The following is a 24445-nucleotide window of genomic DNA, read 5'->3' as shown; positions in this document are numbered from 1 at the left end:
GAGACAGAACTGTGGCGAGATAGAACTGGGGCGGTGGTGCTGATCAACACCACCGCCCCAGTTCTATCTCGCCACAGTTCTATCTCGGCAGAGCGGGCTCAGCCCTTGTTGCGCGGCGGGGCCTCGCCCAGCTCGCTGGTGGTGACGACGATCCCGCCCTGGACGGCCGGGTCGCCCTGGCCCTCCGCGGCGGTGAGGAGGTCGAGCGGGCCGGTGACGCGGCCGGCGGCCTTGACGTCCTCGACCGCGGTCTCGACCGCCGTCAGCGACGCGGCCGGGACGGCCAGCGACGCCGCCACGATGGGCGTGCGCATCGAAGCCTTGGCCTCGGACTTCACCTTGCGCAGCGCGGCGAGCGCGTGCCCGGCGGCCGCGAGGTCGGCCGGGTCGGCGGCGCCGCCGGCCGCGCGCAGCGGCTCGGCCACGGGCCACGGTGCGCGGTGCACCGAACCCTCGCGCCACCAGGACCAGACCTCTTCCGTGGCGAACGGGAGGTAGGGCGCCAGCAGGCGGAGCATGGTGTCGAGCGCGATGGCCAGGGCGGTGCGGGCCGAGGCGGTCTCCGGCGTGATGTCCGCCGCGTCGGCGCCCGCGCCGTACGCACGGTCCTTGACGAGCTCCAGGTAGTCGTCGCAGAACGTCCAGAAGAACGTCTCCGTCAGCTCGAGCGCGCGGGTGTGGTCGTAGGCCTCCAGCGCGGCCGTGGCCTGCTCGACCACGCCCGCCAGGCCCGCGAGCATCGACCGGTCCAGGGAGACCGTGACCGCCGCCGGGTCGAGCGCGATCTCGCTGCCCGCTCCGCCGCCGAACGACAGCGCGAACTTCGAGGCGTTGAGGACCTTGATCGCCAGGCGGCGACCGATCTTCATCTGACCCACCTCGAACGCCGCGTCGGTGCCCAGGCGAGCCGAGGCCGCCCAGTACCGCACCGCGTCCGAGCCGTGCTCCACGAGCAGGTCCATCGGCGTGACGACGTTGCCCTTGGACTTGGACATCTTCTTGCGGTCCGGGTCGAGGATCCAGCCGCTGATCGTCGCGTTCTTCCAGGGCAGCACCTTGTTCTCCAGGTGCGAGCGCACCACGGTGGAGAACAGCCACGTGCGGATGATGTCCTGGCCCTGGGGGCGCAGGTCCATCGGGTACACGCGCTCGAAGAGGTCCTGGTCCCGCTCCCAGCCGCCGACGATCTGCGGGGTCAGGGACGAGGTGGCCCAGGTGTCCATGACGTCCGCGTCACCCACGAAGCCGCCGGCCTGGCCGCGCTGCTCCTCGGTGTAGCCGGCGGGCGCCTGCGACGTCGGGTCGACGGGCAGGGCCTCCTCGGCCGGGACGATCGGGTGGGCGTAGTCCACCTCGCCCGACGCGTCGACCGGGTACCAGAGCGGGATCGCGACGCCGAAGAAGCGCTGGCGGCTGACCAGCCAGTCGCCGTTGAGGCCGTTGACCCAGTTCTGGTAGCGCACCCGCATGAAGTCCGGGTGGAAGTCGAGCTCCTTGCCGCGGGCCAGCAGCTCCTCGCGCAGCTCCTGGTCGCGGCCGCCGTTGCGGATGTACCACTGGCGCGAGGTCACGATCTCGAGGGGCTTGTCGCCCTTCTCGAAGAAGTTGGCCTTGCGCTGGGTGGCGACGGGCTCGGTCGGCATGTCGCCCGACGCGGTGAGCGCCTCGACGATGGCCTTGCGGGCGCTGAAGGTCGTCTTGCCCGCGACCTCGGCCTCGAACAGCTCCGCGCCCGGGCCGCCCGTGAGCCACTCCGGCAGCTCGCGCGTGATGCGGCCGTCGCGGTTGATGATCGAGCGCGTCGGAAGCTGCAGCTCGCGCCACCACTGCACGTCGGTGAGGTCACCGAAGGTGCAGCACATCGCGATGCCGGCGCCCTTGTCGGGCTCCGCCAGGTGGTGCGCCAGGACCGGGATCTCGACCCCGAACAGCGGGGACGTCACCGTCGTGCCGAACAGGTGCTGGTAGCGCTCGTCGTCCGGGTGCGCGATGAGCGCGACCGCCGCGGGGATCAGCTCGGGGCGCGTGGTCTCGATGTAGACCGGCTCACCGCCGGCCTTGTGGAACGCGACCTTGTGGAAGTGCCCGGGGTAGTCGCGGGCCTCCAGCTCGGCCTGGGCCACGGCGGTCTGGAACGTGACGTCCCACAGGCCCGGGGCCTCGGCCTGGTAGGCCTCGCCGCGCTGGAAGTTGCGGACGAACGCCCGCTGCGCCGTGGCCCGCGAGGAGTCGCTGATGGTCTGGTAGGTCTGTGCCCAGTCCACGGAGACGCCGAGGCGCCGCCAGAGCACCTCGAACTCCTTCTCGTCCTCGGCCGTCAGCCGCTCGCAGAGCTCGATGAAGTTGCGGCGGCTGACCGGGACCTGGTCGGCGGCCTTGACGTTCTTGTCGGTGCCCTCGAACGGCGGCGTGAAGTCGGGGTCGTAGGGCAGGGAGAGGTCCACGCGCACGCCGTAGTAGTTCTGCACGCGGCGCTCGGTGGGCAGGCCGTTGTCGTCCCAGCCCATGGGGTAGAAGACCTCGAGGCCGCGCATGCGCTTGTAGCGCGCCACGATGTCCGTGTGCGTGTAGCTGAACACGTGCCCCACGTGCAGGGAGCCCGACACCGTGGGCGGCGGGGTGTCGATCGAGAAGACCTCGGCACGGGTCCTGGTGCGGTCGAAGGCGAAGGTCTGCTCGGCGGTCCAGCGCTCGTCGAACTTGGCCTCGAGGCCGTCCGCACTGACCTTGTCCGGTACCTCCTTGACCACCGCGCGTACGACCTCGGCGCCCGGTACCGCGGCGGCGGCGTGGGTCGGTGTCGTGTCAGGTGCGGGTGTGGTGGTCGCAGCCGGGTCCGTCGGCCCGGTGGAGGCGGGAATGCTCATGCGCACCAGTGTCCCAGATTCGAGCAAGCCGAAGCGCACGTTTTCCACAGGTCGCGACGGCGGTGCGCGCGGGGTGCGCGGGCGAGACGTGCGCCACAGATCGTTCGAGATGGTCGATAGGTGCCAGAGGCATCGACTATGGTTCTGCCTGGCCCAGAACCGGGCACACCGGTCAGGGCGGTCAACCCGGCCGTCCGACGCTCTCCAGGAGACGAATCGTGCGCATGTCGTGTTGTCGGTGCTCGCCGCACCGCCTCCCCGTCATGTCCCGTCGTACCTAGGAGTCCCATGTCGCTCGACCGCTCCGACGAGCTGGTCGCCCCGACCGCACCGGCCGGCAGCGCCGTCGCCCGCCGCGCGCCGCTGTGGCGCCGTCTGGCCCGCGACCGGTTCGCCCTGGCGGGCGCCGTCGTGGTCGTGGCGTACGCGCTCGTGGCGCTGGCCGCGCCCCTGATCACCCGGGCGCTCGGCGTGGACCCCTACACCTACGACCTCGACGCGCTCGGGCCGACCGGCGCGCCCGCCGGACCGCTGGGCGGCGTCAGCGCGGAGCACTGGTTCGGCGTCGAACCGCTGACGGGCCGCGACCTGTTCGCCGTCGTGGTCCTGGGCTCGCGCACGTCGCTCCTGGTCGGCCTCGGTGCGACGGTCGTGGCGGTGCTGGTCGGGACGGTGCTGGGCCTGGTCGCCGGCTACTTCGGCGGCTGGGTGGACTGGGTCGTGGCCCGGCTGATCGACGTCCTCATCGGGCTGCCCGCGCTCGTGTTCATGATCGCCGTCGGCGCGGTCGCGCCCGACTGGTTCCCCCGCCTGCTGCTCCTGGTGCTCGTGATCGGGCTGTTCGGCTGGTCGTCGATCGCCCGCGTGGTGCGCGGCCAGGTCATGGCGCTGCGCGCCGCCGGGTTCGTGCGCGCCTCCCAGGCGCTGGGCGCCTCGCACGCGCACGTGCTGTTCCGGCAGGTGCTGCCCAACCTCGCCTCGACCGTCGTGGTGTTCGCGACCATCTCCATCCCGGGCGCGATCGGCTCGGAGGCCGCGCTGTCGTTCCTGGGCGTGGGCGTGCCGCCGCCCACGCCGTCCTGGGGCCGGTCGATCGGCGACGCCGTCACCTGGTTCTCCGTGGACCCCGTCTACCTGCTGTTCCCGGGGCTCGCGCTGTTCGGCGTCACCCTCGCGTTCAACGCGTTCGGCGACGGCCTGCGGGACGCGCTCGACCCGCGGGGCGGCGGCCCGAGGCGGCGCCGACGGCGCGGGGGTGCGCGATGACGCTCCTCAGGTTCCTGGGGACCCGGCTCGCGACGCTCGTGTTCGTGCTGCTCACGGTCTCGTTCCTCACCTACGCGCTGTTCGTGCTGCTGCCCGCGGACCCGGCGCAGCTCGCCTGCGGCCGGCCCTGCACGCCCGAACGGCTGGAGACGGCGCGGGCGTTCATGGGGCTCGACAAGTCCGTCGTCGAGCAGTGGTGGGAGTTCGTGCGCGGCGTGTTCACCGGTCGCACCTTCGGCTCGGCGGGCGCGACCATCGACTGCCCGCAGCCGTGCCTCGGCTACTCCTTCGTCCGGAACGCGCCGGTCACCGAGCTGATCGTGGGGCGCTTCGGCGTGACGGCGTCGCTCGCGATCGGCGCGGCGGTGCTCTGGCTGGTGGTCGGTGTGGGCGCCGGCGCCGTGGCCGCGGTGCGCCGCGGCACGGTCCTGGACCGCGGGCTCATGATCGGGGCGATCACGGGGGTCTCCGCGCCCAGCTACCTGGTGGGCCTGCTCGGGATCCTGCTGTTCGGCTTCACGCTCGACATGGTCCCGGTGTCCGGCTACGTGCCGTTCGCCCAGAGCCCGGTGGACTGGGCGTGGCACCTGGTGCTGCCGTGGTCCGTGCTGGCGCTGCTGTCGGCGGCCGTCTACACGCGGCTGACGCGCTCGCAGATGCTGGAGGAGCTCGGCTCGCCGTACGTCCGCACCGCCCGCGCCAAGGGCATCACGGAACGCCGGGTCGTCACCCGGCACGCGCTGCGCAACGCGGCGATCCCCGTGGTCACGCTCTTCGCGCTGGACCTCGGCGCGCTGCTCGGCGGCGCCGTCATCACCGAGCGGGTGTTCTCGATGCCCGGGCTCGGTGCCCTGCTCATGGAGGCGGTCGGCGCCACCGACGTGCCGCTGCTGGTGGGCGTCACGGTGTTCACCGCGGCCATCGTGGTGATCGCGAACCTGGCGGTCGACGTCGTCTACGGCGTGCTCGACCCGCGGGTGCGGCGCGGAGGGAGAACCCGATGACCCGGCGATGTCGTCGGTGACGTCCGACCCCCGTACCTGCAGGACCGGTATTACCCCAGAACTCCGCAGCACCTCGTAGAGACGAGAAGGACCAGATGAATCTCGCACCACGCTCCACCCGCAGGCCCGCCCGCCGGGTGGCGGTCGCCGGCATCGCCGTCGCCGCCACGCTCGCGCTGACGGCCTGCAACGCCAACTCGCAGCCGGGCGCGGCCACGAGCGACGAGGCGACCGCCGTCCAGCAGGGCGGCGAGCTGCACATCCTGACCGCGGCGCCGTCGATCAACTGGGACCCGGCCACGAGCCAGAACCTCGCGATCACCACGCTCGGCCTGGTCGAGCGCCGGCTCACCGCGTGGCAGACCGACGCCGACGGCACCACCGAGGTGGTCCCGGACCTCGCGACCGACACCGGCACGCCGTCGGACGACGGGGCGAGCTGGACCTACACGCTGAAGGACGGCCTGAAGTTCGAGGACGGCACGCCGATCACCTCGGCGGACGTCAAGTACTCCGTGGAGCGCTCGTTCGCCCCGGAGCTGTCGGGCGGCCTGAGCTACCACAAGAACCTGCTGGAGGGGGCCGGCGAGTACAGCGGCCCGTACCAGGGCGACGAGCTCGACTCGATCGAGACGCCGGACGACAAGACGATCGTCTTCCACCTGGACAGCGCGTACGGCGACTGGCCGTGGATCGTCTCGATGCCGGCGTTCGGCGCCGTCCCCGAGGCGAAGGACGACATCCAGACCTACACGACCCAGCCCGTCGCCACCGGCCCCTACCGGGTGGCGGACACGGTCGAGGGCACCTCGGTGACCCTGGAGCGCAACCCCGAGTGGGACCAGGCCACGGACGACGCCCGCACCGCGGGCCCGGACTCGGTGGTCTTCGAGCTGAGCCAGGACGAGACGGTCGTGGCCCAGCGGCTCATCGCCGACTCCGGTACCGACGCCTCCGCGTTCGGCGCCACGTTCGTGCCGCCCGCGCAGCTCGCGCAGGTCCAGCAGGGCCCGGCCAAGGACCGTCTGGTCACCTCCGGCCCGGGGGCGCTCGCGTACCTCGCGATCAACACCGAGGCCGACGGCCTGGACGACCTCGACGTCCGCAAGGCGATCAGCCTGGCCGTGGACAAGAACGCGTACCGCGTCGCGTCCGGCGGCGAGATCGCGGGCGACTTCGCGACGACGCTGGTGACGCCCGGCATCCCCGGACGCGAGGAGTACTCGAACGGCGTGAACGACGTGGCCCCGGAGGGCGACGTCGAGCAGGCCGAGAAGCTGCTGGACGACGCCGGCTGGTCGGGCCGCGAGCTGCGCCTCGTCGTGACCGACGACGCCCCGACGCTCGCCAAGGCCCAGGCGATCCAGCAGGGCCTGGAGCGTGCCGGCCTCAAGGTGAAGATCGTGCCGCAGGCCGACGACGTGTGGACCGAGACGGTCACGCAGGGCGACGGCTCGAAGTACGACCTCACGCTGTCGTCGTGGCAGCCGGACTTCCCGAGCGCGAACGGCAACATCCAGCCGCTGTTCCACTCGTCCCAGGTGGGCGACGGCGGGTACAACCTGGCCCGGTACGGCAACCCGGAGGCGGACGACCTGATCGACCGGGCGACCGAGGAGACCGACGTGGACGCCGCGGCCGCGCTGTGGGTCGAGGCCGACCAGCTCATCCTGGGCGACGCCCCGGTGGTCCCGCTGATCTACACGAAGAACTCGTTCCTGCACGGTTCGAAGGTCGAGAACTTCCGGATCCCGGACTTCCCGGCCTACCCGAACTACCTCCAGGTCTCGCTGGCTCCGTGAGCGACGTCCTGGTGACCGATGGGCAGCCCCTCCTGCAGGTGGAGGGGCTGTCCGTCGTGTTCGACGCCGCCGAGCGGCCCGCCGTCGACGGCGCGTCCTGGGCGCTGCGCCCCGGGCGGGTGACCGCCCTGGTGGGCGAGTCCGGCTCGGGCAAGACGGTGTCCGCGATGGCGGTGCTGGGCCTGCTGCCCGACGCCGCGGCCGTGGGCGGGTCGATCCGGCTGGGCGGTGCGTTCGGTGGCGGGGCGGCGACCGAGCTGGTCGGCGCGTCGCCGGAGACCTTCCGCCAGGTCCGCGGCGCGGTGCTCTCGCTCGTCTCGCAGGAGCCGATGAGTGCCTGGAACCCCGTGCTGACGATCGGCGACCAGGTCGCCGAGGCGCTGCGGGCACACCGGCGCGGGCCGGACCGGCCGACCCGGCGGGCGGCGCACGAGCGCGTGCTCGAGCTGCTGGCCGAGGTCGGGCTGCGCGACCCGGAGCGGGTGGCCGCTGCATACCCGCACCAGCTCTCCGGCGGCCAGCTCCAGCGCGCGCTCGTCGCGATGGGGCTGTCGCAGGACCCGGTGGCGATCATCGCGGACGAGCCGACGACGGCCCTGGACGTGACCGTCCAGGCCGGGATCCTCGACCTGCTGCGCGGGCTGCGGGACGAGCGCGGCACGGCCGTGCTGCTCATCACCCACGACATGGGTGTGGTGGCCGACCTCGCGGACGACGTGGTGGTGATGCGCGACGGGCGGATCGTCGAGGCGGCGCCGGTGCGCGAGCTCTTCGCGGCGCCGCGCGAGGAGTACACGCGCACGCTGCTCGCGGCGGTGCCGCGGCTGGGGGAGCCCGCGGTGGAGCCTGCCGGGGCGGGGCCGCGGGCGGAGGTGTCGCCGCGGGCCGAGACTGTCGGCGTGCCCGTCGAGCACGCGCCCGGCGCCGTCGTGCTGCTCGACGACGTGACCGTCACCTACGGCGGCCTGCACCCCGTGGTCGCGGCCGACGGCGTCACGCTCTCGATCGGCCGGGGCGAGGTGCTGGGCCTGGTGGGGGAGTCGGGCTCGGGCAAGTCGACCCTCGGTCAGGTGGTGGCGGGGCTGCTGCGGCCGAGGTCGGGCCGGGCGGTCGTGGACGGCGTCGACCTGGCGCGGACGTCGCGCCGGGAGCGGGCCGAGCGCCGTCGGGCCACGGGCGTGGTGTTCCAGGACCCGGCCTCGACGCTGAACCCGCGCTGGACCGTGGCGCAGTCGGTCGACGAGCCGCTGCGGCTGCACTCCGGCCTGGGCCGGGACGCGCGGGACGCCCGCGTGCGCGAGCTGCTGGAGCTGGTCCGGCTCGGTCCCGGGTACGGGCTGCGGTACCCGCACGAGCTGTCCGGCGGGCAGCGGCAGCGGGTCGCGATCGCCCGGGCCGTGGCGCTCGGGCCGCAGGTGCTCGTGGCGGACGAGCCGACGTCGGCGCTCGACGTCTCCGTCCAGGCGCACGTGCTGGACCTGTTCCGGGACCTCCAGGCGGAGCTCGGTTTCGCGTGCCTGTTCGTGTCCCACGACCTCGCGGTCGTCGAGCGGGTGGCCGACCGGGTCGCCGTCATGCGGGAGGGGCGCATCGTCGAGACCGGCCCGACGGCGCAGGTGCTGGGCGCGCCCGCTGACCCGTACACCCGGGCCCTCGTGACCGCCGCACCCGTGGCGGACCCGGACGCGCAGGCGGAACGCCGGGCGGTGCGGGTCTGACCGTCTGCCGGGTCAGCCGGCCAGGTGGGACCAGCGCGGCGCCAGGTCGCGCCAGCGCCCGACGGCGGCCACGCGCCCGCCGTCGAGCACCACCACCCGGTCGGCGACGGCGAGGGTCGCGGCGCGCGACGTGGTACCCAGCACCGTGGTGCCCGCCGCCCGCAGACCGGTCCACACCTCGGCCTCGGTGACGGCGTCTAGGGCGGAGGAGACGTCGTCCACGAGCAGCAGGTCGGAACCCGTGGCCAGGGCGCGCGCCAGGCCGAGCCGCTGGACCTGGCCGCCCGAGAGCCGCAGCCCGCGGTGCCCCACGATCGTGCCGGTGCCGCCCGCCTCGGCGACGTCCCGGTCGAGCCCCGCGGACCGCACGGGACCGTCGACCGGGCGGTCGTGGTCGAGCCGCACGTTGTCCGCGACGGTCCCGGAGACGACGTGCGGCACCTGGGCGACGTGCGCGACACGCGGCGGGCGCAGGAACGTCTGCGGATCGGTGACGGGGGCACCGTTCCAGGACAGCCGCCCGCCGACGTCGACCAGTCCCGACAGCGCGCCGAGCAGGGACGACTTGCCGGAGCCGACCCGGCCGACCACGAGCACCAGGTCGCCGCGCCGCACCGTGAGGTCCACGCCGGAGACACCGACGGTGCCGTCGTCGTGCGTCGCGCTGACGCCGTCGAGGCGGAGCTCGCGCAGGCGGCCCGGTGCGGCGAGGGCTCCGGCGCGCGAGCCGGCCGGGAGTGCCGTGCCCGCGAACAGGTCGACGTCGTCGGGCACGTCGGCCAGGCGTTCGGTGCCCGCGTACCGGGAGGTGACCTCGACCCAGCGGCGGGCGGACGCGGCGCTGGTGACGAGGGCGCCCAGGCTGTAGCCGATCCAGCTGAACGTGCCGATCGACGTGCTGACCAGGAGCGTCGTGCCCAGCGACCACGTGCCGGCGAGGTGCAGCGTCCAGGCGAGCACCGTCGCGACGCGGCTCAGCACGGACGGCGCCAGGCCGACCAGGAAGTTGGTCCGCTCCTCCACCAGTGACGCGTGCACGCGGCGCCCGTCGACCCGGGCGACCTGCGCGAGCACGCCCCCGGTGGCCGAGGCGAGCTTGACGGTGCGCACGGAGTCGAGGGCCGAGCCGAGCAGCCGGCCCAGCTCCGCCGCGGCGTCGCCCGCCCGTCGTGCCGCCGCGGCGACCGACCGGCTGCCCAGCACCTGCGCCGCGAACATCACGCCCGCCATGGCCAGGCCGATCGCGCCGGCCAGCCAGCTGCCGCTCAGCACCACCAGGACGGCGAACGTGATCGGCGCCGTGAGCACCTCGCTCCAGGCCTGGGTGTGGCCCGTGAGGCGGTAGTCCTCCTGCGCCCGCGCCGCGATCTCGCCCGGGGCGTCGCGGACGGTGCGGCGCTGCGCCGTCTGCCCGCGCAGCAGGGAGAGGTGCAGCCGCAGCCGGGAGTCGACCCACCACCGGGTGCTCGTCAGCCGGACCGTCAGCGGCAGCAGGGTGTTGGTCACGATCGCCGCGAGGATGGCGCCCACCAGCAGCCAGGGCGCCGAACCGTGCTCCAGGCCCACGACGGCCGACGCCCACAGCCAGCCGACCACCAGACCCGTCGAGGTGAGGTAGTCGGCCACCTCGAACACGATCGCCGGAACCAGCATGCCGTGCGGACGGGCGCGCAGCGTGCTCCAGACCGCGCGCACCATCGACGGCCGCGGTGCGGCCGGGCGTGGCTCGGCGGGAGGAGACCCGGCCGTGTGCGGGCCGGCGGCGCCCGCTTTCCTGCCGGCGACGTCGCCGGTCCCGTCCCCGTCGGCCAGGGCCAGGTCGGGGGCCAGGCCCGTCGGCGCGGCGGGCTCCGGCGTGGGCACCGGCTCGCCGTCCGTGAGCCCCGCCGCCGCGACGAGCCGGGCGAAGTGGCCGCCCGACGCCGCCAGCCGGTCCCAGGGCCCGTGCTCCACGAGGCGGCCGCCGTCGAGCACGGCCACGGTGTCGGCATGCCGCGCGGTGGGCAGCCGGTGGGCGACGACGATCGCCGTCCGCCCCGCCAGGAGTGTCCGCGCGGCCAGGGTGACCCGCTCCGCCGTGGCGGGGTCCATGCGCGCGGTGGCCTCGTCGAGCACCACGACGTCGACGTCGCGCACCAGGAGCCGCGCGAAGGCGACGAGCTGCTCCTCGCCCGCGGACAGGGTCACGCCGTCGGGCCCCAGCCGGGTGTCCAGCCCGGCGGGCAGCGACGCGACCCACGCCCGCAGGCCCAGCGCGTCCACGGCCTGCTCCACCCGGGCGGCCGGGACCGGTGCCCAGAGCGTGATGTTGTCGGCGAGCGTCGCCGCCAGGATCTCGGTGCGCTGCCCGACGACGCCGACCCGCGTGCGCAGCCCGTGCACGTCCAGGCTCGTGACGTCCCGGCCGTCCAGGAACACGCTCCCGGCGGGCGGCTCGACCGCGCGCGACAGCATCTTGGTCACCGTGGTCTTGCCGGACCCCGTGCGTCCCACGAGCGCGCAGGTGGTGCCCGCCGGGACGGTCAGGGAGAGGGGACCCAGGGCGAAGCCCTCGCCGTAGGCGAAGCTCAGGTCGCGCAGCTCCACCTCGACCCCGCCCGGGCTGCCGGACCCGGGCGCTCGCCCGCCGGTGCCGGACCTGCCGGGGAACGGCGCGCCGCCCGCGGGCTCCTGGGGCGCCGCGAGCAGGTCGCGCACCCGGTGGAACGTGCCGATCGCCTCCTCGACCCGGGGCAGCAGGCGGCCCAGCACGTCGACCCGGCCCACGAACCCCGTCACCAGCAGCCACAGCGTGACCAGCCGGGCGACGTCCAGGGCACCGCCGCTCACCGCCCACACCCCGCCCACGAGCACCGCGCCCACCAGCGCGTCCAGCGGCAGCTCGGTGCGCAGCCGCACGCGGGAGAACGCGACGGACCAGTCCTCCCGCAGCCGGATCTGGCGCGCGGCCAGCTCGGCGTACCGGCGCAGCACGTACCGCTGCCCCTGCGCGGTGCGCAGGTCGTCCCGCGCCGCCACGGCCTCCTCGAACTGCGCCATGTGCTCCGATCCGGCCTCGGAGCTCCGCCTGCTCAGGTCACGCAACGGCCGCGCCGACCGGCGAGCGAACACCAGCACCGCCACCGCGACCAGCGGGAACGCCACCCAGGCGGGCCACCACACCAGGCCGGCGGCCACCCACCCCACCACGAGGCTGATCGCGGCCTGGCCGAGCGTGATGCCGATCCCGCTGATCGCGCGGGTGAGTCGTTCGGGGTCACCGTTGACCCGGTCCAGGAGCTCGCCCACGGCCTGCTCCTCCAGCTCCGGCAGGGGCTGGCCCAGGGCGGCCGCGGCCAGCTCGGAGCGCAGCGTGGCCTCCGCGCGGGCGACACCCCGCTGCACCACCAGCCACGTCACGGCGTCCAGCGCGACCACGGCCGCGCTCACCGCCGCGAGCACGATCAGGGTGTCCCGGGCCGGGTCCGCGGCCATGTGCCCCGTGACCACCGCGGCGTACGACGACGCACCCGCCGCCAGCAGCGCGGCCGGGACCGCAACGACGGCGACCCGCAGCGCGCGACGGCGCCACGGGCTGTGGCGCTCGTCGCGGGGCAGGCGGAGCCTGCGGCTCGGTCGAGCCGGTACGAGGGGCATGACACGACTCTGCCACCGGACACTGACACTCGATCCGGCCCCGACCTGTCGGACGGACAGGGCCCTCGGGGGACCTGTCCGTCCGACACGGGTGGAGTGTCGGACGCGGCGCGTAGCGTGGACGCCGTGACCCCCTATCGTGAGCTCGCACCGCCGGCCGGCCTGCTGCCGGTCGTCGCCTGCCTGTGGGAGCACGACGTCCCGCCGGGCCACGAGCAGCGCATCATCCCGGACGGCTGCGTGGACCTCGTGCGGATCGACGGCGACCTCGTGATCGTCGGTGCGGACACCGGCCCGGTCGTCGCCAGCTCCGGTTCGGCCCCGACGTCGCGCACCAGCGGCATCCGGCTCCGGCCCGGCGCGGCCGGCGCCGTCCTGGGCATCCCGGCGTCCGAGGTTCGCGACCAGCGCGTTCCCCTCGCGGAGGTGTGGCCCGACGTCGGCCCGGCGCTCGCCGACGCGCTCGACGCGGCCGACCCGGCCGTCCGCCTGGACCTGCTCGCGCGCACCGTGCTGCGCCGCAAGGCAGAGCGGGACGCGCTCGTCGCGGCCGCCGCGCGGCGGCTCGGCGCGCCGGGTTCGCGCATCTCCGGCGTCGCGCAGGAGCTCGGCGTCAGCGAGCGGCACCTGCACCGGCGCACGGTGGACGCCGTCGGCTACGGGCCCAAGATGCTGGGGCGGGTGGCCCGGCTGCGGCGGCTGATCGCCCTCTCGACCGCCGCGCCGGCGTCCCTCGCGGAACGTGCCGCCGCGGCCGGCTACGCGAGCCAGGCGCACATGTCGGACGAGGTGCGGCGGCTCACCGGCCTCACACCCGTCCGATTTCTGGAAGACGCGACCCTGACCGCCGCCTAGCGTCGATGACATGAGCACATCGACGAGCATCGACCTCGAAGCAGCCCGGCGGTTCGTCTACGACGACGCCCGCCTGCTGGACCGGCACCGCCTCGCGGTGCTGCTCGACGGCGCCCCGCCCGCCCGGGTCCTGGACGCCCTCCGCCCCTACCGCAACGCCGACCACGGCTGGGGCCACGCCCTGGAACCCGACCTGCGCGGGCCGGACAGCCAGGTCTCGGGCGCGCTGTCCGCGCTGGAGGTGCTGGCCGAGCTGGGCACGGCCGCCGACCCCGAGGTCACGACGCTGGCCCGCGAGACCGCCGACTGGCTCGCCGGCGTCGCGCTGCCCGACGGCCGTGCGCCGCACGTGCTGCCCACCGCCGCCGGCTACCCGGCCGCGCCCTGGATGGTGCCGAACGACGGTGGCTTCCTCACCTACGCGATCGCCGGGCACCTGTGGGAGCTGGGCCTGGACCACCCGTGGCTCGACGCCGCGACCGCCTGGTGCTGGAAGCAGCTCGACGGCGAGCACCCCGGGGACGGGTACACGGTCATGTTCGCGCTCCGCTTCCTCGACGCCGTGCCCGAGCCGGGCCGGGTCGCGGCCGCCGTCGAGCGACTGCGGCCCGCCCTGCGCGACGACGGGACCATCTCCGTCTCGGGCGGGGAGGACGACGAGCAGCTCCGGCCCCTGCTGCTGTCGCCGCGGCCCGGCGCACCCAGCCGGGCGCTGTTCCCCGAGCCGCTGGTCGCGGCCGAGCTGGACCGGCTGGAGCGCGAGCAGCTCGACGACGGCGGCTGGGACTTCGACTACCTGCACTGGTCGCCGGGCCAGACCGTGGACGCGCGCGGCCTCGTGACGCTGGGCGCGCTCAAGACGCTCCGGTTGCACGGCCGTCTCTGAACCCGGCGTGACAGACGCTCAGGTCACACTCTGGTGGCCTGAGCGTCTGACACGTCCGGGAGCGTGGGCCGTAGGCTGTCCCGCGTGGTGACCATCGGCTATGCCGCGATGCTCGAACAGTTCGCGCCCCGCGAGGCGGTGGAGCTCGCGGCGCTCGCCGAGGCGCACGGCTTCTCCGGCGTCATGGCCGCCGACCACTTCCAGCCCTGGACCCCGCAGCAGGGCCAGGCGGGCTTCGTCTGGAACGTGCTCGCGGCCGCCGCGGAGCACACCACGGGCGACCTTGGGCCGGTGACCGCGCCGACCTTCCGGTGGCACCCCGCGGTCGTGGCCCAGGCGTCGGCGACCCTCGCGGCGATGAACCCCGGCCGGCACTGGCTCGGCGTCGGCTCGGGGGAGGCGCTCAACGAGCACGTGGTGGGCGGCTACTGGCCCGAGGCGGCCGAGCGGATCAACCGGATGTTCGAGGCCGTCGAGATCATCCGGAAGCTCTTCGCCGGGTCCCTCGCGGGGCGCGACGTCAAGCACGCGGGCACCTACTTCAAGCTGGAGTCGACCCGGCTGTGGACCATGCCGGACGCCGCCCCCGAGATCCTGGTCGCCACGGCGGGCCCGGTCACGGCGCGCCGCGCCGGGCGTACGGCGGATGGGCTGATCACGCAGGCCGCGCCCCTGGACCGGATGGCGTCCCTGCTGACCCGGTTCGCGGACGGCGCCCGCGAGTCGGGCCGCGACCCGGCCCGGATGCCCAAGGCGCTCCAGCTCCATCTCTCCTGGGCGCCCACCCACGACGAGGCGGTCGCGAACGCCCTGACCGAGTGGCCGGTCGGCGGCATGCGGTTCCCGCGGTCCGACATCCGCTCGCCGCACGACTTCGCGCAGCTCGCCCGGATGGTCCGGCCCGAGGACTTCGAGGGGCGCCTGCTCGTCTCCGCCGACCCCGACGAGCACCGGGCGTCGATCCAGCGGTACGTCGACCTCGGGTTCGACCGCATCTACCTGCACAACGCGGGCCGCAACCAGCGCGAGTGGATCGAGACGTTCGGGCGCGAGGTGCTGCCCAAGCTGGTGCGCTGACGGGCCGCCCGCACGTGACCGGGTACCCCTACGTCACGGCACGCCTGCGTCACCGTGCGGCCCAGTACCAGCCCTTGCTGTCCGTGTTCTGCACGGCCACCGAGGCGAGCGGCCCGACGTCGGGCAGGCTGACGGTGGCGGTCACGTCGGCCGTGTCCGCGAGGTTGCCGTACGTCCAGAACGTGTCCTGCGCTCCGGCGTCCGCGGCGGTGGCGCGGCGGACGGTGCCGTCGGCGCCCACGGCGTAGACCCTGAGCCAGGCGCTCGGCGTCGGGTGCTGGTACTCGGGGGTGCCCACGCCGTCGCACGAGAACGTCAGCGTGACCTGCTGCCCCTCGACCCGGTCGACGCTGGCGGTCCAGCACGACTCCTCGGTGAGGAGCTGCGCGGTGCCCAGCGCCCACGGGTCGCCCGCGCTGCCGTCGTCGTCCGCGGCCGGGGCGCCCGTGACCGGTGTGCCCGCCTCGGGGCCGGCGCTGCCGCCCGGCGACTGCTCCACGGGGTCCTGCGGCGGACCGGCTGTCTCGGACTGCCCCAGGTCGGTGCGCTCCGCGTCGTCCCCCGTGAGCGCGTCCCAGAGGCCGAACGCGGAGCCGGCCAGCACCAGCGCCCCCGCCGTCACGGCTCCCACCGTGAGCAGGGGCCGTCCGCGCGTCCGTCGCGGGGAGCGGCCGGCACGACCCGCCGCTGCTGCCCCTGGGCCGGTACGCGCCGCCTGCCCAGGCGCGGACGCCGGGCCCCCGCCCGCCGGGGTGGCGAGGGTCGGCTCGGCGCCGGCGGGTTGCGGCACGCCGAGCGACCGCAGGATCGCGTCGAGGGACGGCCGCAGCTCCGGGTCCTTGACCAGGAGGGCGTCGAGGAACGGCCGGAGGTACGCGGGGCTGTCGGCGTAGGACGGGTCCTCCGCCGACACCCGGTACAGGACGACGGCGGGGTGGTCGCCCTCGAAGAGGTGGTTGCCCGTGGCGGCGTAGTAGGCGAGCGCGCCCAGGGCCCAGACGTCGGCGGCCGACGTCGCGCGGCTGCCGGTCGCCTGCTCCGGCGCCATGTACATCGGCGTGCCCACGGGCTGCCCGGTCAGGGTCAGCCGCGTCGCGTCGATCGCCGCGACCACGCCCAGGTCGATCAGGCGCGGCCCGTCCGGCCCGAGGATCACGTTGGCCGGCTTGACGTCGCGGTGCACCAGCCCGGCGCGGTGGATCTCGAACAGCGCCTCGGCGACACCCGCGACCAGGTTCAGCACGTCCGCCTCGGCCAGCGGCCCGTTGGCCGCCAGCTCCTGCGAGAGCGTCGGCCCGGCCACGTACTCGGTCGCGAGCCAGGGGAGGTCCGCGTCGGCGTCGGCGTCGACCAGGTTCGCGATGAAGCGGCTGCGTACCTTGGCCGCGGCACGCGCCTCGCGCCGGAACCGGGTGCGGAACTCGTCGTCGTCGAGCTGGGCCCCGCGGATCAGCTTGATCGCGACCTGCTGACCCCGGCGCGTGGTCCCGAGGTAGACGTCCCCCATGCCGCCGCTGCCGAGCCTGTTGCGGATCCGGAACGGTCCGATCGCGCGGGGTTCGCCGGGGCGCAGGGCCGCGGGTTCCGGTACGGGCGCCGTCCTTCGTGCGGGCGGGTCGTGCAACACCGGACGGTTCCCCCATCGATCGCGGTATCAAACAGACAATTGTGACGAACGCCTGGCAGGATATCGCGCCGACATGGTCGCCCGCTGGTCGATGTGAGGATGGTCCCGTGGAACGACTGAGCGTCTGGGCCCCCGACGGGCTGCCCGAGATCACCCCCGGCGACGACCTCGGCGAGCTGATCGCCGACCTCCTGGCGGGGCTGGAGGAGCAGGACCGGCCGCGCGACGGCGACGTCGTCGTCGTGACCTCGAAGATCGTGTCCAAGGCGGAGGGCCGCGTCGTGGCCGCCGACGACCGCGAGCAGGCGATCACGGACGAGACCGTCCGGGTGGTCGCCCAGCGGGCGCGGCCGGGGCTGCCGCCGCTGCGGATCGTCGAGAACAAGCTCGGCCTCGTGATGGCCGCGGCGGGCGTGGACGCCAGCAACACCCCGGAGGGCACCGTGCTGCTGCTCCCCGTGGACCCCGACGCCTCGGCCCGCACCGTCCGGTCGGCGCTGATCCAGCGGCTGGGCCTGGAGCGGATCGGCGTGGTCGTCACCGACACGGCCGGCCGGCCCTGGCGCGACGCGCTGGTCGACATCGCGATCGGCTGCGCGGGCATCAGCCCGACCGACGACCTGCGGGGCAGCACCGACACGCACGGGCGGCCGCTCAACGTGACGGTCACCGCCGTCGTCGACGAGATCGCCGCGGCGTCCGAGCTGGTGCGCGGCAAGTCCGCGGGCCGGGCCGTCGCCGTCGTGCGCGGCATGGGCCGGCACGTCACCGCCGAGGACGGCCCCGGCGCCCGCGCGCTGGTGCGGGCCAGCGTGGACGACCTGTTCCGCGAGGGGTCGGCGGAGGCCTACGCCCGCGGCCTGGCCGATGGCCGGGCGGACGCCGACGCCGGCTGACGGCCGACCAGCCTGCTGACTCACGCTCCTCGGTGTGCCGAGTCAGCGGGCGGGTCGGACCACGACCCTGACTCGCCCCACACCGGGCGCCGAGTCAGTGCCGTGGTCCGGCGGGCCTACAGCGACGGTCGGCGCGACGTCATCCGGACGACGGGCGACGCGCCGTCGGACTCCTCGGCCGTCACCGTCGCGGACCAGTCCGGCGCAGGCTCGTCCTCGTCGGCCGTCGCGGACGCCGACGTCGGCGGGGTCGTCGACGCAGGCGTCGGCACCGTCGCAGCCGGCACCGCCGCGGTCGGCGCCGTCGGCCCCGGCGGGGGAGGCGGCACCGCGGGGACCCCGCGCGGCGGGGTGGCGCCGGCATCGGTGGCGGGGTCACCGGCATCGGTCGGCGCGGCCCCGGGCTGCTGAGGTGCAGGTGCAGGTGCAGGTGCCGCGGCCCCCGCCGGCGCCTGCGCAGTCCCCGCAGGCGCCACCTGAACCCCCGGCTGAACCACCCCGGCCCCACCACCGGACCCGCCCCGCGTCGCGGAGGCGACCGGGTCGACGTCGGGCAGCGGGGTCTCCAGGAGCACCACGTCCACGCGCGACTCCCGCATCTCGCGGCAGGTCGCCAGGCCGATGCCACCCACGTAGTCCTCGAGGGTCTGCAGCAGCTTGAGCGGCGTGGCCAGGATCATGTGGAACCCGAACGCGGTGAACGTGTCCATCGCGGTGCGGGTGAACGCCGTGTCGGCCTTGTCGAAGGCCTCGTCCAGCAGGATCGTGCCGTAGGCGGGCGTCGCCGAGTCGGAGGCACCGGCGAGCTGGTACCGCAGGGCCGCGGCCAGGCAGAACACCACGAGCTTCTGCCGCTGACCGCCGGAGAGGCCCGCGGAGGAGTCGTGCACGGCCAGCGCGATTCCGCCCGCCGTGACCTCCACGCCGGTGAAGTGCACGTGCCGCCGCGTGTCCAGGCACAGGGTCCGCCAGGCCCGGTCGGCGGGGTCGCTGGACCCGAGCCTGCGCACCAGTCGCTCCAGTACCTCGTACTCGGGCTCGGTGTCGCCGGTGAGGGTGTCGAGCGTGGTCAGGAACTCCTCGACGGCCGCCGGGCGGCGCTCCTTGACCCGGATCTCCAGGAACCGGTCGGTGTCGAAGGGGGAGCGGCGCAGCGAGGTGTTCACCCCGACGATCCGCTCGCGGATGGTCGCCGGCGCCTGCCGGATCTCGGCGGCGAGCTTGCGCAGGGCGCGGCGGGCCTGGTCGGTCAGGAGGTCCGAGAACCGGGCCTCCTGCTCGGGTAGCCGCGACGTCCGGATGCGCTCCAGCACCTCCAGGTACCGCGCCCGGTCGCCCACCTGGGCCGTCAGGTCACGGGTGATGGCGGGCCAGCGGCGCCGGAACTCGGCCAGCAGCCCGACGATCTCCCGCTCGGCCGCGCCCGACGTGCGCAGCCCGGCCTCACGTTCCGCGTCCAGCGTGCGGGACACGGTCAGGGAGACGTCGTCGATCACCTCGTGCGTCACCGTCTTGCGGACGGCGGCGTAGCGCTTCTCCAGCTCGTGGCGGTGCGCGAGCGGGATCGCGTTCGTCGGCGCGTCCCCGAGCTCGGCGACCACGTGCTCCAGGGACCGGCGGTGCGCGCGGGCCTCGGCGAGCGCGTCCGCGGCCTCGGCGGCGGCGGCGCGCGCCTGGTCGAGCCGGGTCTCGGCTGCCGCGACGTCCTGCGACGCCTGCAGCAGGTCCATCGTGCCGTCCAGCAGCCGGTCGAACGACGCCTGGGCGTCCGTCAGGTCGGCCTCGGCGGTCTCGATGTCCACCTCGCGCCACTCCCGGCGCGCCACATGCCGCAGCGTGAGCTGGCGGCGCACGGCCTCGCGCTGCTCGGCGACGGCGTCGGCCACGGCCTCGTCCGCCTGGGCGAGGCGGGCCTGCGTCGCGCGGGCGAGCTCCAGGAGCTGGTCGAGCCGGTCGTCGGCGTCCCAGCCGAGCGCCCAGTCCTCGACGCCGGGCAGCAGCGGCTGCTCGATCTCCTCCGGCCCGTGCTTGATCAGGCCCTCGCGGGTCACGGCGCGCTCGTGCAGGTCGAGCCCGGCGGGCTCCTCGACGCACAGGTAGTCGTACTGCTCGGACAGGCGGCGGTGCAGCCAGCCGGACGCCGGGCCGTCCTTGACCTCGACCTTGCGCACCAGCGACGAGTCGTCGGTGGACCGCGGCGCGTCGTTGCGCACCCCGACCACGCGGTAGCGCAGACCGGGCCCGGCCTCCACGGCCCGCGCGACGGCGGCGCGGTGCGCGGGGGAGACCAGCACGAGCGTGGCCAGCGGGCGCAGGATCTCCTCGATCACGGGCCGCCAGGCGGCATCCTCCTCGCGCACGCGCAGCAGCTCGGCAGCGAACGGGAGCATCGAGACGTCGAGCCCGGCGGCCTCGGCCACCGCCCGGCGGGCCGTGGCGAGCCCGGCCGGCACGTTCGTCTGGGTCTGCCGCACGGCCTGGATCCGCGTGGCGACGGCCTCGTGCCGCTGCCCGACGGCGGAGCGCGTGGCCAGGGCGTCGCGGATGCCGCCGTCCAGCGCCTCGGGCGCGCGGGAGCGGCCGACCGTGGCCACGGCGCCCGTCGCCACGACGGGCAGCGCCTCCGTGGTCACCGCCGGGACGGCGCCGGTCGCGACGGCGGCGACCTGCCCGGTCGACGCGGCGGCCACGGCGGGCACCGCCCCCGTCAGGGTCGGCACCGCACCCGTGGCCGGCGGCCTGGCGCCGCCCAGCTCCCACCGGGCCTTCTCCTTGAGCGCCGCGAACTCGGCGAAGGTCTCGGGCATGTTCATGCCCACGGACTCGAGGTCGGTCGCGAGCTCGCCGCGCCGCGTGCGGACCAGGGCGGCGATCTCGCCCGCCCGCTGCAGGCGGTCGGCCTGCGTGGCCAGGGCCTGCCCGCCGCGGGCGCCCAGCACGTTGACGGCCTGCTGGTGGGTGTTCGCGGCGACGTCGACCTCGGTGTCGGCGGCCTTGCGGTGGTGCTGCGCCCGCTCCTCCGCCGCCCGCGCGCCCGCGAGCGCACCGTGGGCGAGGTCGAGCTTCCACGCGTCCTTGAACGTCTCGAGCGAGCCGCGCAGCGTCGCGGCGCGCACCCCGGCCGCCGAACCCTCGTCGTACGTCTTGGTCAGGGCGGCGAGCCGGCCCAGGTGCTCGATCTGCCGGCGGGAGGTCTCGATGTCGGCGTACGCGCGGGCCACGTCCGCGAACTGCTGCACGGCCTGTGCCGCCAGCTCGAAGGTGCCGGGCTCGTCCAGCATGTGCCCGCGGAACAGGTCGTCCAGGCTGCCCAGGTTCTTGGCCGACTGCGTGCGGTGCAGCAGCACCAGCGCCTGCTCCGAGCCGATGCCCAGGGCCTGCGTGAACGCCGCCGCGAACGGCGCGTGCCGCTCGCTCACGGTCGCGTCGGGCCAGGCGGCGGTCACGCCCCCGACGTCGGGCCCGGAACGCACGAACCGCTCGAAGTCCAGCAGCCCCACCTCGCCGGGCACCACCACGTGCAGCGTCGCCGGGGCGGACGAGCCCCGGGTGAGGTGGAACAGCCGCACCAGCGTGACGGTGCCGTCGTCGGCGTCGGTGCCGTTCGAGTACCGCAGCAGCACGCCCGACCAGGTGGCGCCCTGGCGCAGGTGGTCGGCCACCACCTCGCCCGTGCTCTCGTCGGTCCGGTGCCGCCACGCGCCGCGCACGTACGAGACGACGTCGCGGTCGCCCGCCTCGCGCTCCGTGGCGGCCGTGCCGGCGGCGGCCACGTTGAACCGCAGGTGCTCGGGCGGCGTCAGCACCGCGGCGACCGCGTCGACCAGCGACGACTTGCCCGAGCCCGAGTGGCCCGTGAGCAGGAACCCCTCGCGCGGCACGGGCACCACGTGGTGGCCCGAGAACGTGCCCCAGTTGACCAGCTCGACGCGCGACAGGCGCCACTGCCCGGTCGGGGACGGGTGCGGGGTCTTCATGCGCTCTCCTTCGCCAGCCGGACGTACTCGGCGCTCAGCGCCGCGACCTGGTCCGCCCCGAACACGGTCCGGAGCACGGGGGAGACCGTGCACCGGTCGCCGCTGAGCGGCTCCAGGATGCCCGACTCGATCAACCGGGCCCACGTCGCGTCGAGCTGCCGGCTGAAGTCCATCGGCGAACCGCCGCCGCGCCGCCGGTACACGGCGAGATGGTCGGCCGCCTCGTCGCGGCTGATCGCCACGCGGCCGTCGGACGAGTCCAGCAGCAGCGCGCGCAGGTGCAGCAGCAGCGCCGTGTCCAGGAACGTCAGCGCCACCTCGCGCACCACCTGCGGCGCGTCGGCCGCCGGCACGTCCCGCACGAACGCGACCTGCGCGTCGGCGTCGACCACCAGGTCGAGGTACTGGTCGGCGAGGCGCTCGCGGACCACGTCCTCGTGGGCCAGCAGCGCGCGCCAGGTGTCGGGCTCGGGCTCGGCCGCCAGGTAGGGGCCGCGCACGAGGCGCGCCAGCGCGAGGCGCGCGGGCGCGGGGAGCGTGCCGTGGTCGCCGGGCCAGAGGTGGCTGCCGGCCTCGCCGCCGGTTCCGGGGGCGCCGCCCGCTCCGGGAGCGCCGGCGCGGGACGTCGTCGAGCCGCTGCCCGACGGCGTGCCCGCCGGCCGGCCGGGGCGCGCGGTGCGGAGGTCTGCCGGGTCGGGCCGCGCCGGGCCGGATCCGGGTACGCCGGGTTCTGTCACGGGACATGCTCCTCGAACTGGTGCTGGGGTAGTGCGGCCCGGCGCGCGACGCCGCGCGAGGACCGCCAGCTGACGTCCTCGCGGTCGCCGGTGGGGGTGCCGTGCTGCTCGGCGAGCGTCAGCAGGCCGACGACGCTCGCGGCGCCCTGCGTGGCGGGGTGCGCGCCGAGCACGGAGCCGACCGTGGCCCGGCCGGCCCGGTCGACCACGTCGTTGACGTGCCCGCGCAGCTCGTCCACGTCGATCTCCGAGTCGCGGGCCATGGCGCGCAGAGCCGTGAGCGAGACCGGCCGCGGCGGCAGGGCCGGGGCGGCGGACGGCGCCTCGGCGTCCTCGCCGCCGGGGTTGTGCGGCGTCAGGCCGCCCACGGACCGGGGCGCCACGGCGCCCAGCGGCAGGGTCAGGCGCAGGTCCGCGCCGGGCGCGACGTCGGGGGCCGCGGCGAGGGCGGCGTCCTGCGCCTCGCCGATCAGGCGCCGTAGCGCGCGCTCGGCCGGGAGCTCACCGGACCGCACCGTCCGCTGCAGGGCGCGGCGCAGCACACCCATGGTGTCGGTGAGCTCGTCGGCGGCGTCCTGCAGGGTGGGCAGCAGGCGGCGCAGCGCGGAGGCCTCGCCGGGCGCCAGGTGGACGAAGTCGAGCACGCGCCCGAGGTCGTCCTGCGCGGTGTGCTCCGACTGCCGCAGCAGCTCGCGGAACCCGACCAGGCCGCGGCCCGCCTCCGACTCGGCGAGGTGGTCCACGCCGCGGTAGATGTCGTCGAGAAAGGTGTCGCGGGACCCGTCGGACTCCAGGAGCCGGCGGCGCAGCTCGCGGTCGGTGCGCTCCAGCTCGGTGCGTACGCGGGCCAGGTCGGCGGGGATGTCGCCGGCCAGGGCCAGGATCTCGCGGGCCCGCTCGGCCGCGACGTCCGCCGGCAGGGCCGCGGAGTCGCCGCGCCGGGCGCGCTCGATCCGGGCGTCGAGGGCGGCGCTCTGCTCCAGGAGGGCGGCGAGCCGGGCCTCCGGGTCGGGGTCGGCCTCGTCGGCCAGGTGGTGCAGTCCGTCGAGCACCGCGCCGAGGCGGGACGGCGTCACCGCGGGGTGCGGCCGCCTCAGGCGGGAGACGAAGCGGATGGCGAGCAGGGCGCCGTCGGACAGCTCGACCGTCTCCGCGCCGGGCTCGCCCCCGGTCTGCGGGGCCCGCCGGCGTACCAGCACGCCCTCGTCGATCCACTCGGAGACGTAGAAGTAGCCCGAGTAGGGCAGCTCGAACCCGGCCCGGCGCAGCTCGGGCACGTCGTCGTCGATCCGGTCGGCGAGCTGCTCCACGGGCAGCCGGCGGCGGGACGCGCCGAGGTTGCGGTCGAGCAGCACGACGGCGGCCGCGGCGTTCCTCGACCGCAGCAGCACCCACGCGGGGTGCTCCTGGAGAAGGGCGCGCACGGCGCGCGCCGCCTGGCCGCGGCGACCTGTCCCGTGCCCGGCGGCCGGCCGGGGCGCGGCGTCCCCCGGTGAGCTCGCAGTACCCATGGGGGCTGAGAGTAGTAGGCCAACGTGTCGGTGCGGCACCCCCGGGGGAAACATGGCGACACTTGCTCCGTCGCTGCGCCGCGACGGCCATAGACGTATAGAGTCAGGTCCCACAGGGCTTGCCGGAAAACAGATCTCTACTTTCCGGCAGGCCCTGTCGTGCGTCATGGCACGTTTCGATGGCAGAGCGTCGACGGGAGGGCACCTTGCTCACGAACGCAGCCCAGATCATTGCCCGGATCCGCGCCGAGCGAGAGCTCAGCATGAGCTCCCTGGCGGTGCTCGCGGGCGTGCCCACGTCGACGATCAGCCGCATCGAGTCCGGGCAGATCGAACCGACGCTCGGAATGATCCGGCGCATCGCGCTGGGGGCCGGCTACCACCTGCACCTGCAGTACCTCGACCTGTTCTCGGGCAAGCTCGAGGACGACGTCGTGGCGGTCGCCGCCGAGCCGGCCGGCGAGGGGGAGGACGAGGACGATCCCGCGCGCTAGGGCGGTTTCATCCGGTCCGCTACCTTATCTGCGTATGGGATGTCGGTGCGGGGGGCACGGGGACGCGGAGGGACGACGGCGGCGGTGCGTTC

At 75.0% G+C, this 24445-nt stretch carries 15 protein-coding genes; 9 read left to right on the top strand and 6 right to left on the bottom strand.

Features of this window, described 5'->3' with window-relative positions:
- Positions 1-98 precede the first annotated feature (98 nt).
- Positions 99-2867: a valine--tRNA ligase gene (gene valS, locus ACIPN7_RS07680; protein WP_400539701.1), complete on the bottom strand. Its 2769-nt coding sequence runs from the start codon at positions 2865-2867 to the stop codon at positions 99-101.
- Positions 2868-3155: 288 nt separating this feature from the next.
- Between valS and ACIPN7_RS07675 the strand changes: the two genes are divergently transcribed.
- The 4 genes from ACIPN7_RS07675 to ACIPN7_RS07660 all read left to right on the top strand — a co-directional run bounded on the left by ACIPN7_RS07675 (position 3156) and on the right by ACIPN7_RS07660 (position 8657).
- Complete coding sequence (locus tag ACIPN7_RS07675) at positions 3156-4133, top strand: ABC transporter permease (RefSeq protein ID WP_400539698.1); 978 nt, start codon at positions 3156-3158, stop codon at positions 4131-4133.
- Positions 4130-5137 (top strand): ABC transporter permease, encoded by a 1008-nt coding sequence (locus ACIPN7_RS07670; protein ID WP_400539695.1) that lies wholly within the window; start codon positions 4130-4132, stop codon positions 5135-5137. Before ACIPN7_RS07675 ends, ACIPN7_RS07670 begins: the two co-directional genes overlap by 4 nt.
- Positions 5138-5232: 95 nt before the next feature.
- Complete coding sequence (locus ACIPN7_RS07665; RefSeq protein WP_400539692.1) at positions 5233-6939, top strand: ABC transporter substrate-binding protein; 1707 nt, start codon at positions 5233-5235, stop codon at positions 6937-6939.
- On the top strand, positions 6936-8657 hold the full coding sequence (locus ACIPN7_RS07660) for a dipeptide ABC transporter ATP-binding protein (RefSeq protein WP_400539690.1): 1722 nt from the start codon (positions 6936-6938) through the stop codon (positions 8655-8657). Before ACIPN7_RS07665 ends, ACIPN7_RS07660 begins: the two co-directional genes overlap by 4 nt.
- Before the next feature lie 12 nt (positions 8658-8669).
- Here the strand turns inward: ACIPN7_RS07660 and ACIPN7_RS07655 are convergent, their stop codons facing one another.
- Positions 8670-12293: an ATP-binding cassette domain-containing protein gene (locus ACIPN7_RS07655; protein ID WP_400539687.1), complete on the bottom strand. Its 3624-nt coding sequence runs from the start codon at positions 12291-12293 to the stop codon at positions 8670-8672.
- Positions 12294-12419: 126 nt separating this feature from the next.
- Between ACIPN7_RS07655 and ACIPN7_RS07650 the strand changes: the two genes are divergently transcribed.
- The 3 genes from ACIPN7_RS07650 (at position 12420) to ACIPN7_RS07640 (ending at position 15111) form a co-directional block, all read left to right on the top strand.
- Positions 12420-13148, top strand: coding sequence for a DUF6597 domain-containing transcriptional factor (locus ACIPN7_RS07650; RefSeq protein ID WP_400539684.1), 729 nt, complete (start codon positions 12420-12422; stop codon positions 13146-13148).
- Between the two features lie 10 nt (positions 13149-13158).
- Positions 13159-14034, top strand: a complete 876-nt coding sequence (locus ACIPN7_RS07645) for a hypothetical protein (RefSeq protein WP_400539681.1) — start codon at positions 13159-13161, stop codon at positions 14032-14034.
- Between the two features lie 84 nt (positions 14035-14118).
- Positions 14119-15111 carry a TIGR03557 family F420-dependent LLM class oxidoreductase gene (locus tag ACIPN7_RS07640; protein WP_285105240.1) on the top strand — a complete coding sequence of 331 codons (993 nt, stop codon included), beginning with the start codon at positions 14119-14121 and terminating at the stop codon, positions 15109-15111.
- Between the two features lie 49 nt (positions 15112-15160).
- Here the strand turns inward: ACIPN7_RS07640 and ACIPN7_RS07635 are convergent, their stop codons facing one another.
- Positions 15161-16735, bottom strand: coding sequence for a protein kinase (locus ACIPN7_RS07635; protein WP_400539678.1), 1575 nt, complete (start codon positions 16733-16735; stop codon positions 15161-15163).
- Positions 16736-16845: 110 nt separating this feature from the next.
- On the opposite strand from ACIPN7_RS07635, the gene cofE reads away from it, so the two are divergent.
- Positions 16846-17634, top strand: coding sequence for a coenzyme F420-0:L-glutamate ligase (cofE, locus tag ACIPN7_RS07630; protein WP_400539676.1), 789 nt, complete (start codon positions 16846-16848; stop codon positions 17632-17634).
- Between the two features lie 116 nt (positions 17635-17750).
- Here cofE and ACIPN7_RS07625 read toward each other — a convergent pair whose 3' ends face one another.
- The 3 genes from ACIPN7_RS07625 to ACIPN7_RS07615 are packed head-to-tail and all read right to left on the bottom strand — an operon-like array spanning position 17751 to position 23859.
- A complete protein-coding gene (locus tag ACIPN7_RS07625; protein WP_400539673.1) occupies positions 17751-21611 on the bottom strand; it encodes an ATP-binding protein in 3861 nt (1286 codons plus the stop codon).
- Positions 21608-22348 carry a DUF4194 domain-containing protein gene (locus ACIPN7_RS07620; protein ID WP_400539670.1) on the bottom strand — a complete coding sequence of 247 codons (741 nt, stop codon included), beginning with the start codon at positions 22346-22348 and terminating at the stop codon, positions 21608-21610. The genes ACIPN7_RS07625 and ACIPN7_RS07620 overlap by 4 nt, the downstream gene beginning before the upstream one ends.
- Positions 22345-23859: a DUF3375 domain-containing protein gene (locus ACIPN7_RS07615; protein ID WP_400539667.1), complete on the bottom strand. Its 1515-nt coding sequence runs from the start codon at positions 23857-23859 to the stop codon at positions 22345-22347. Before ACIPN7_RS07615 ends, ACIPN7_RS07620 begins: the two co-directional genes overlap by 4 nt.
- 206 nt (positions 23860-24065) lie before the next feature.
- On the opposite strand from ACIPN7_RS07615, the gene ACIPN7_RS07610 reads away from it, so the two are divergent.
- A complete protein-coding gene (locus ACIPN7_RS07610) occupies positions 24066-24353 on the top strand; it encodes a helix-turn-helix domain-containing protein (RefSeq protein WP_400539665.1) in 288 nt (95 codons plus the stop codon).
- Positions 24354-24445: the final 92 nt, after the last annotated feature.

The organism is Promicromonospora sp. NPDC090134 (assembly GCF_044746965.1).
Classification (GTDB): domain Bacteria; phylum Actinomycetota; class Actinomycetes; order Actinomycetales; family Cellulomonadaceae; genus Promicromonospora.
The sequence above is the reverse complement of the archived record's forward strand: the minus strand, read 5'-3'. Positions and strand labels throughout refer to the sequence as shown.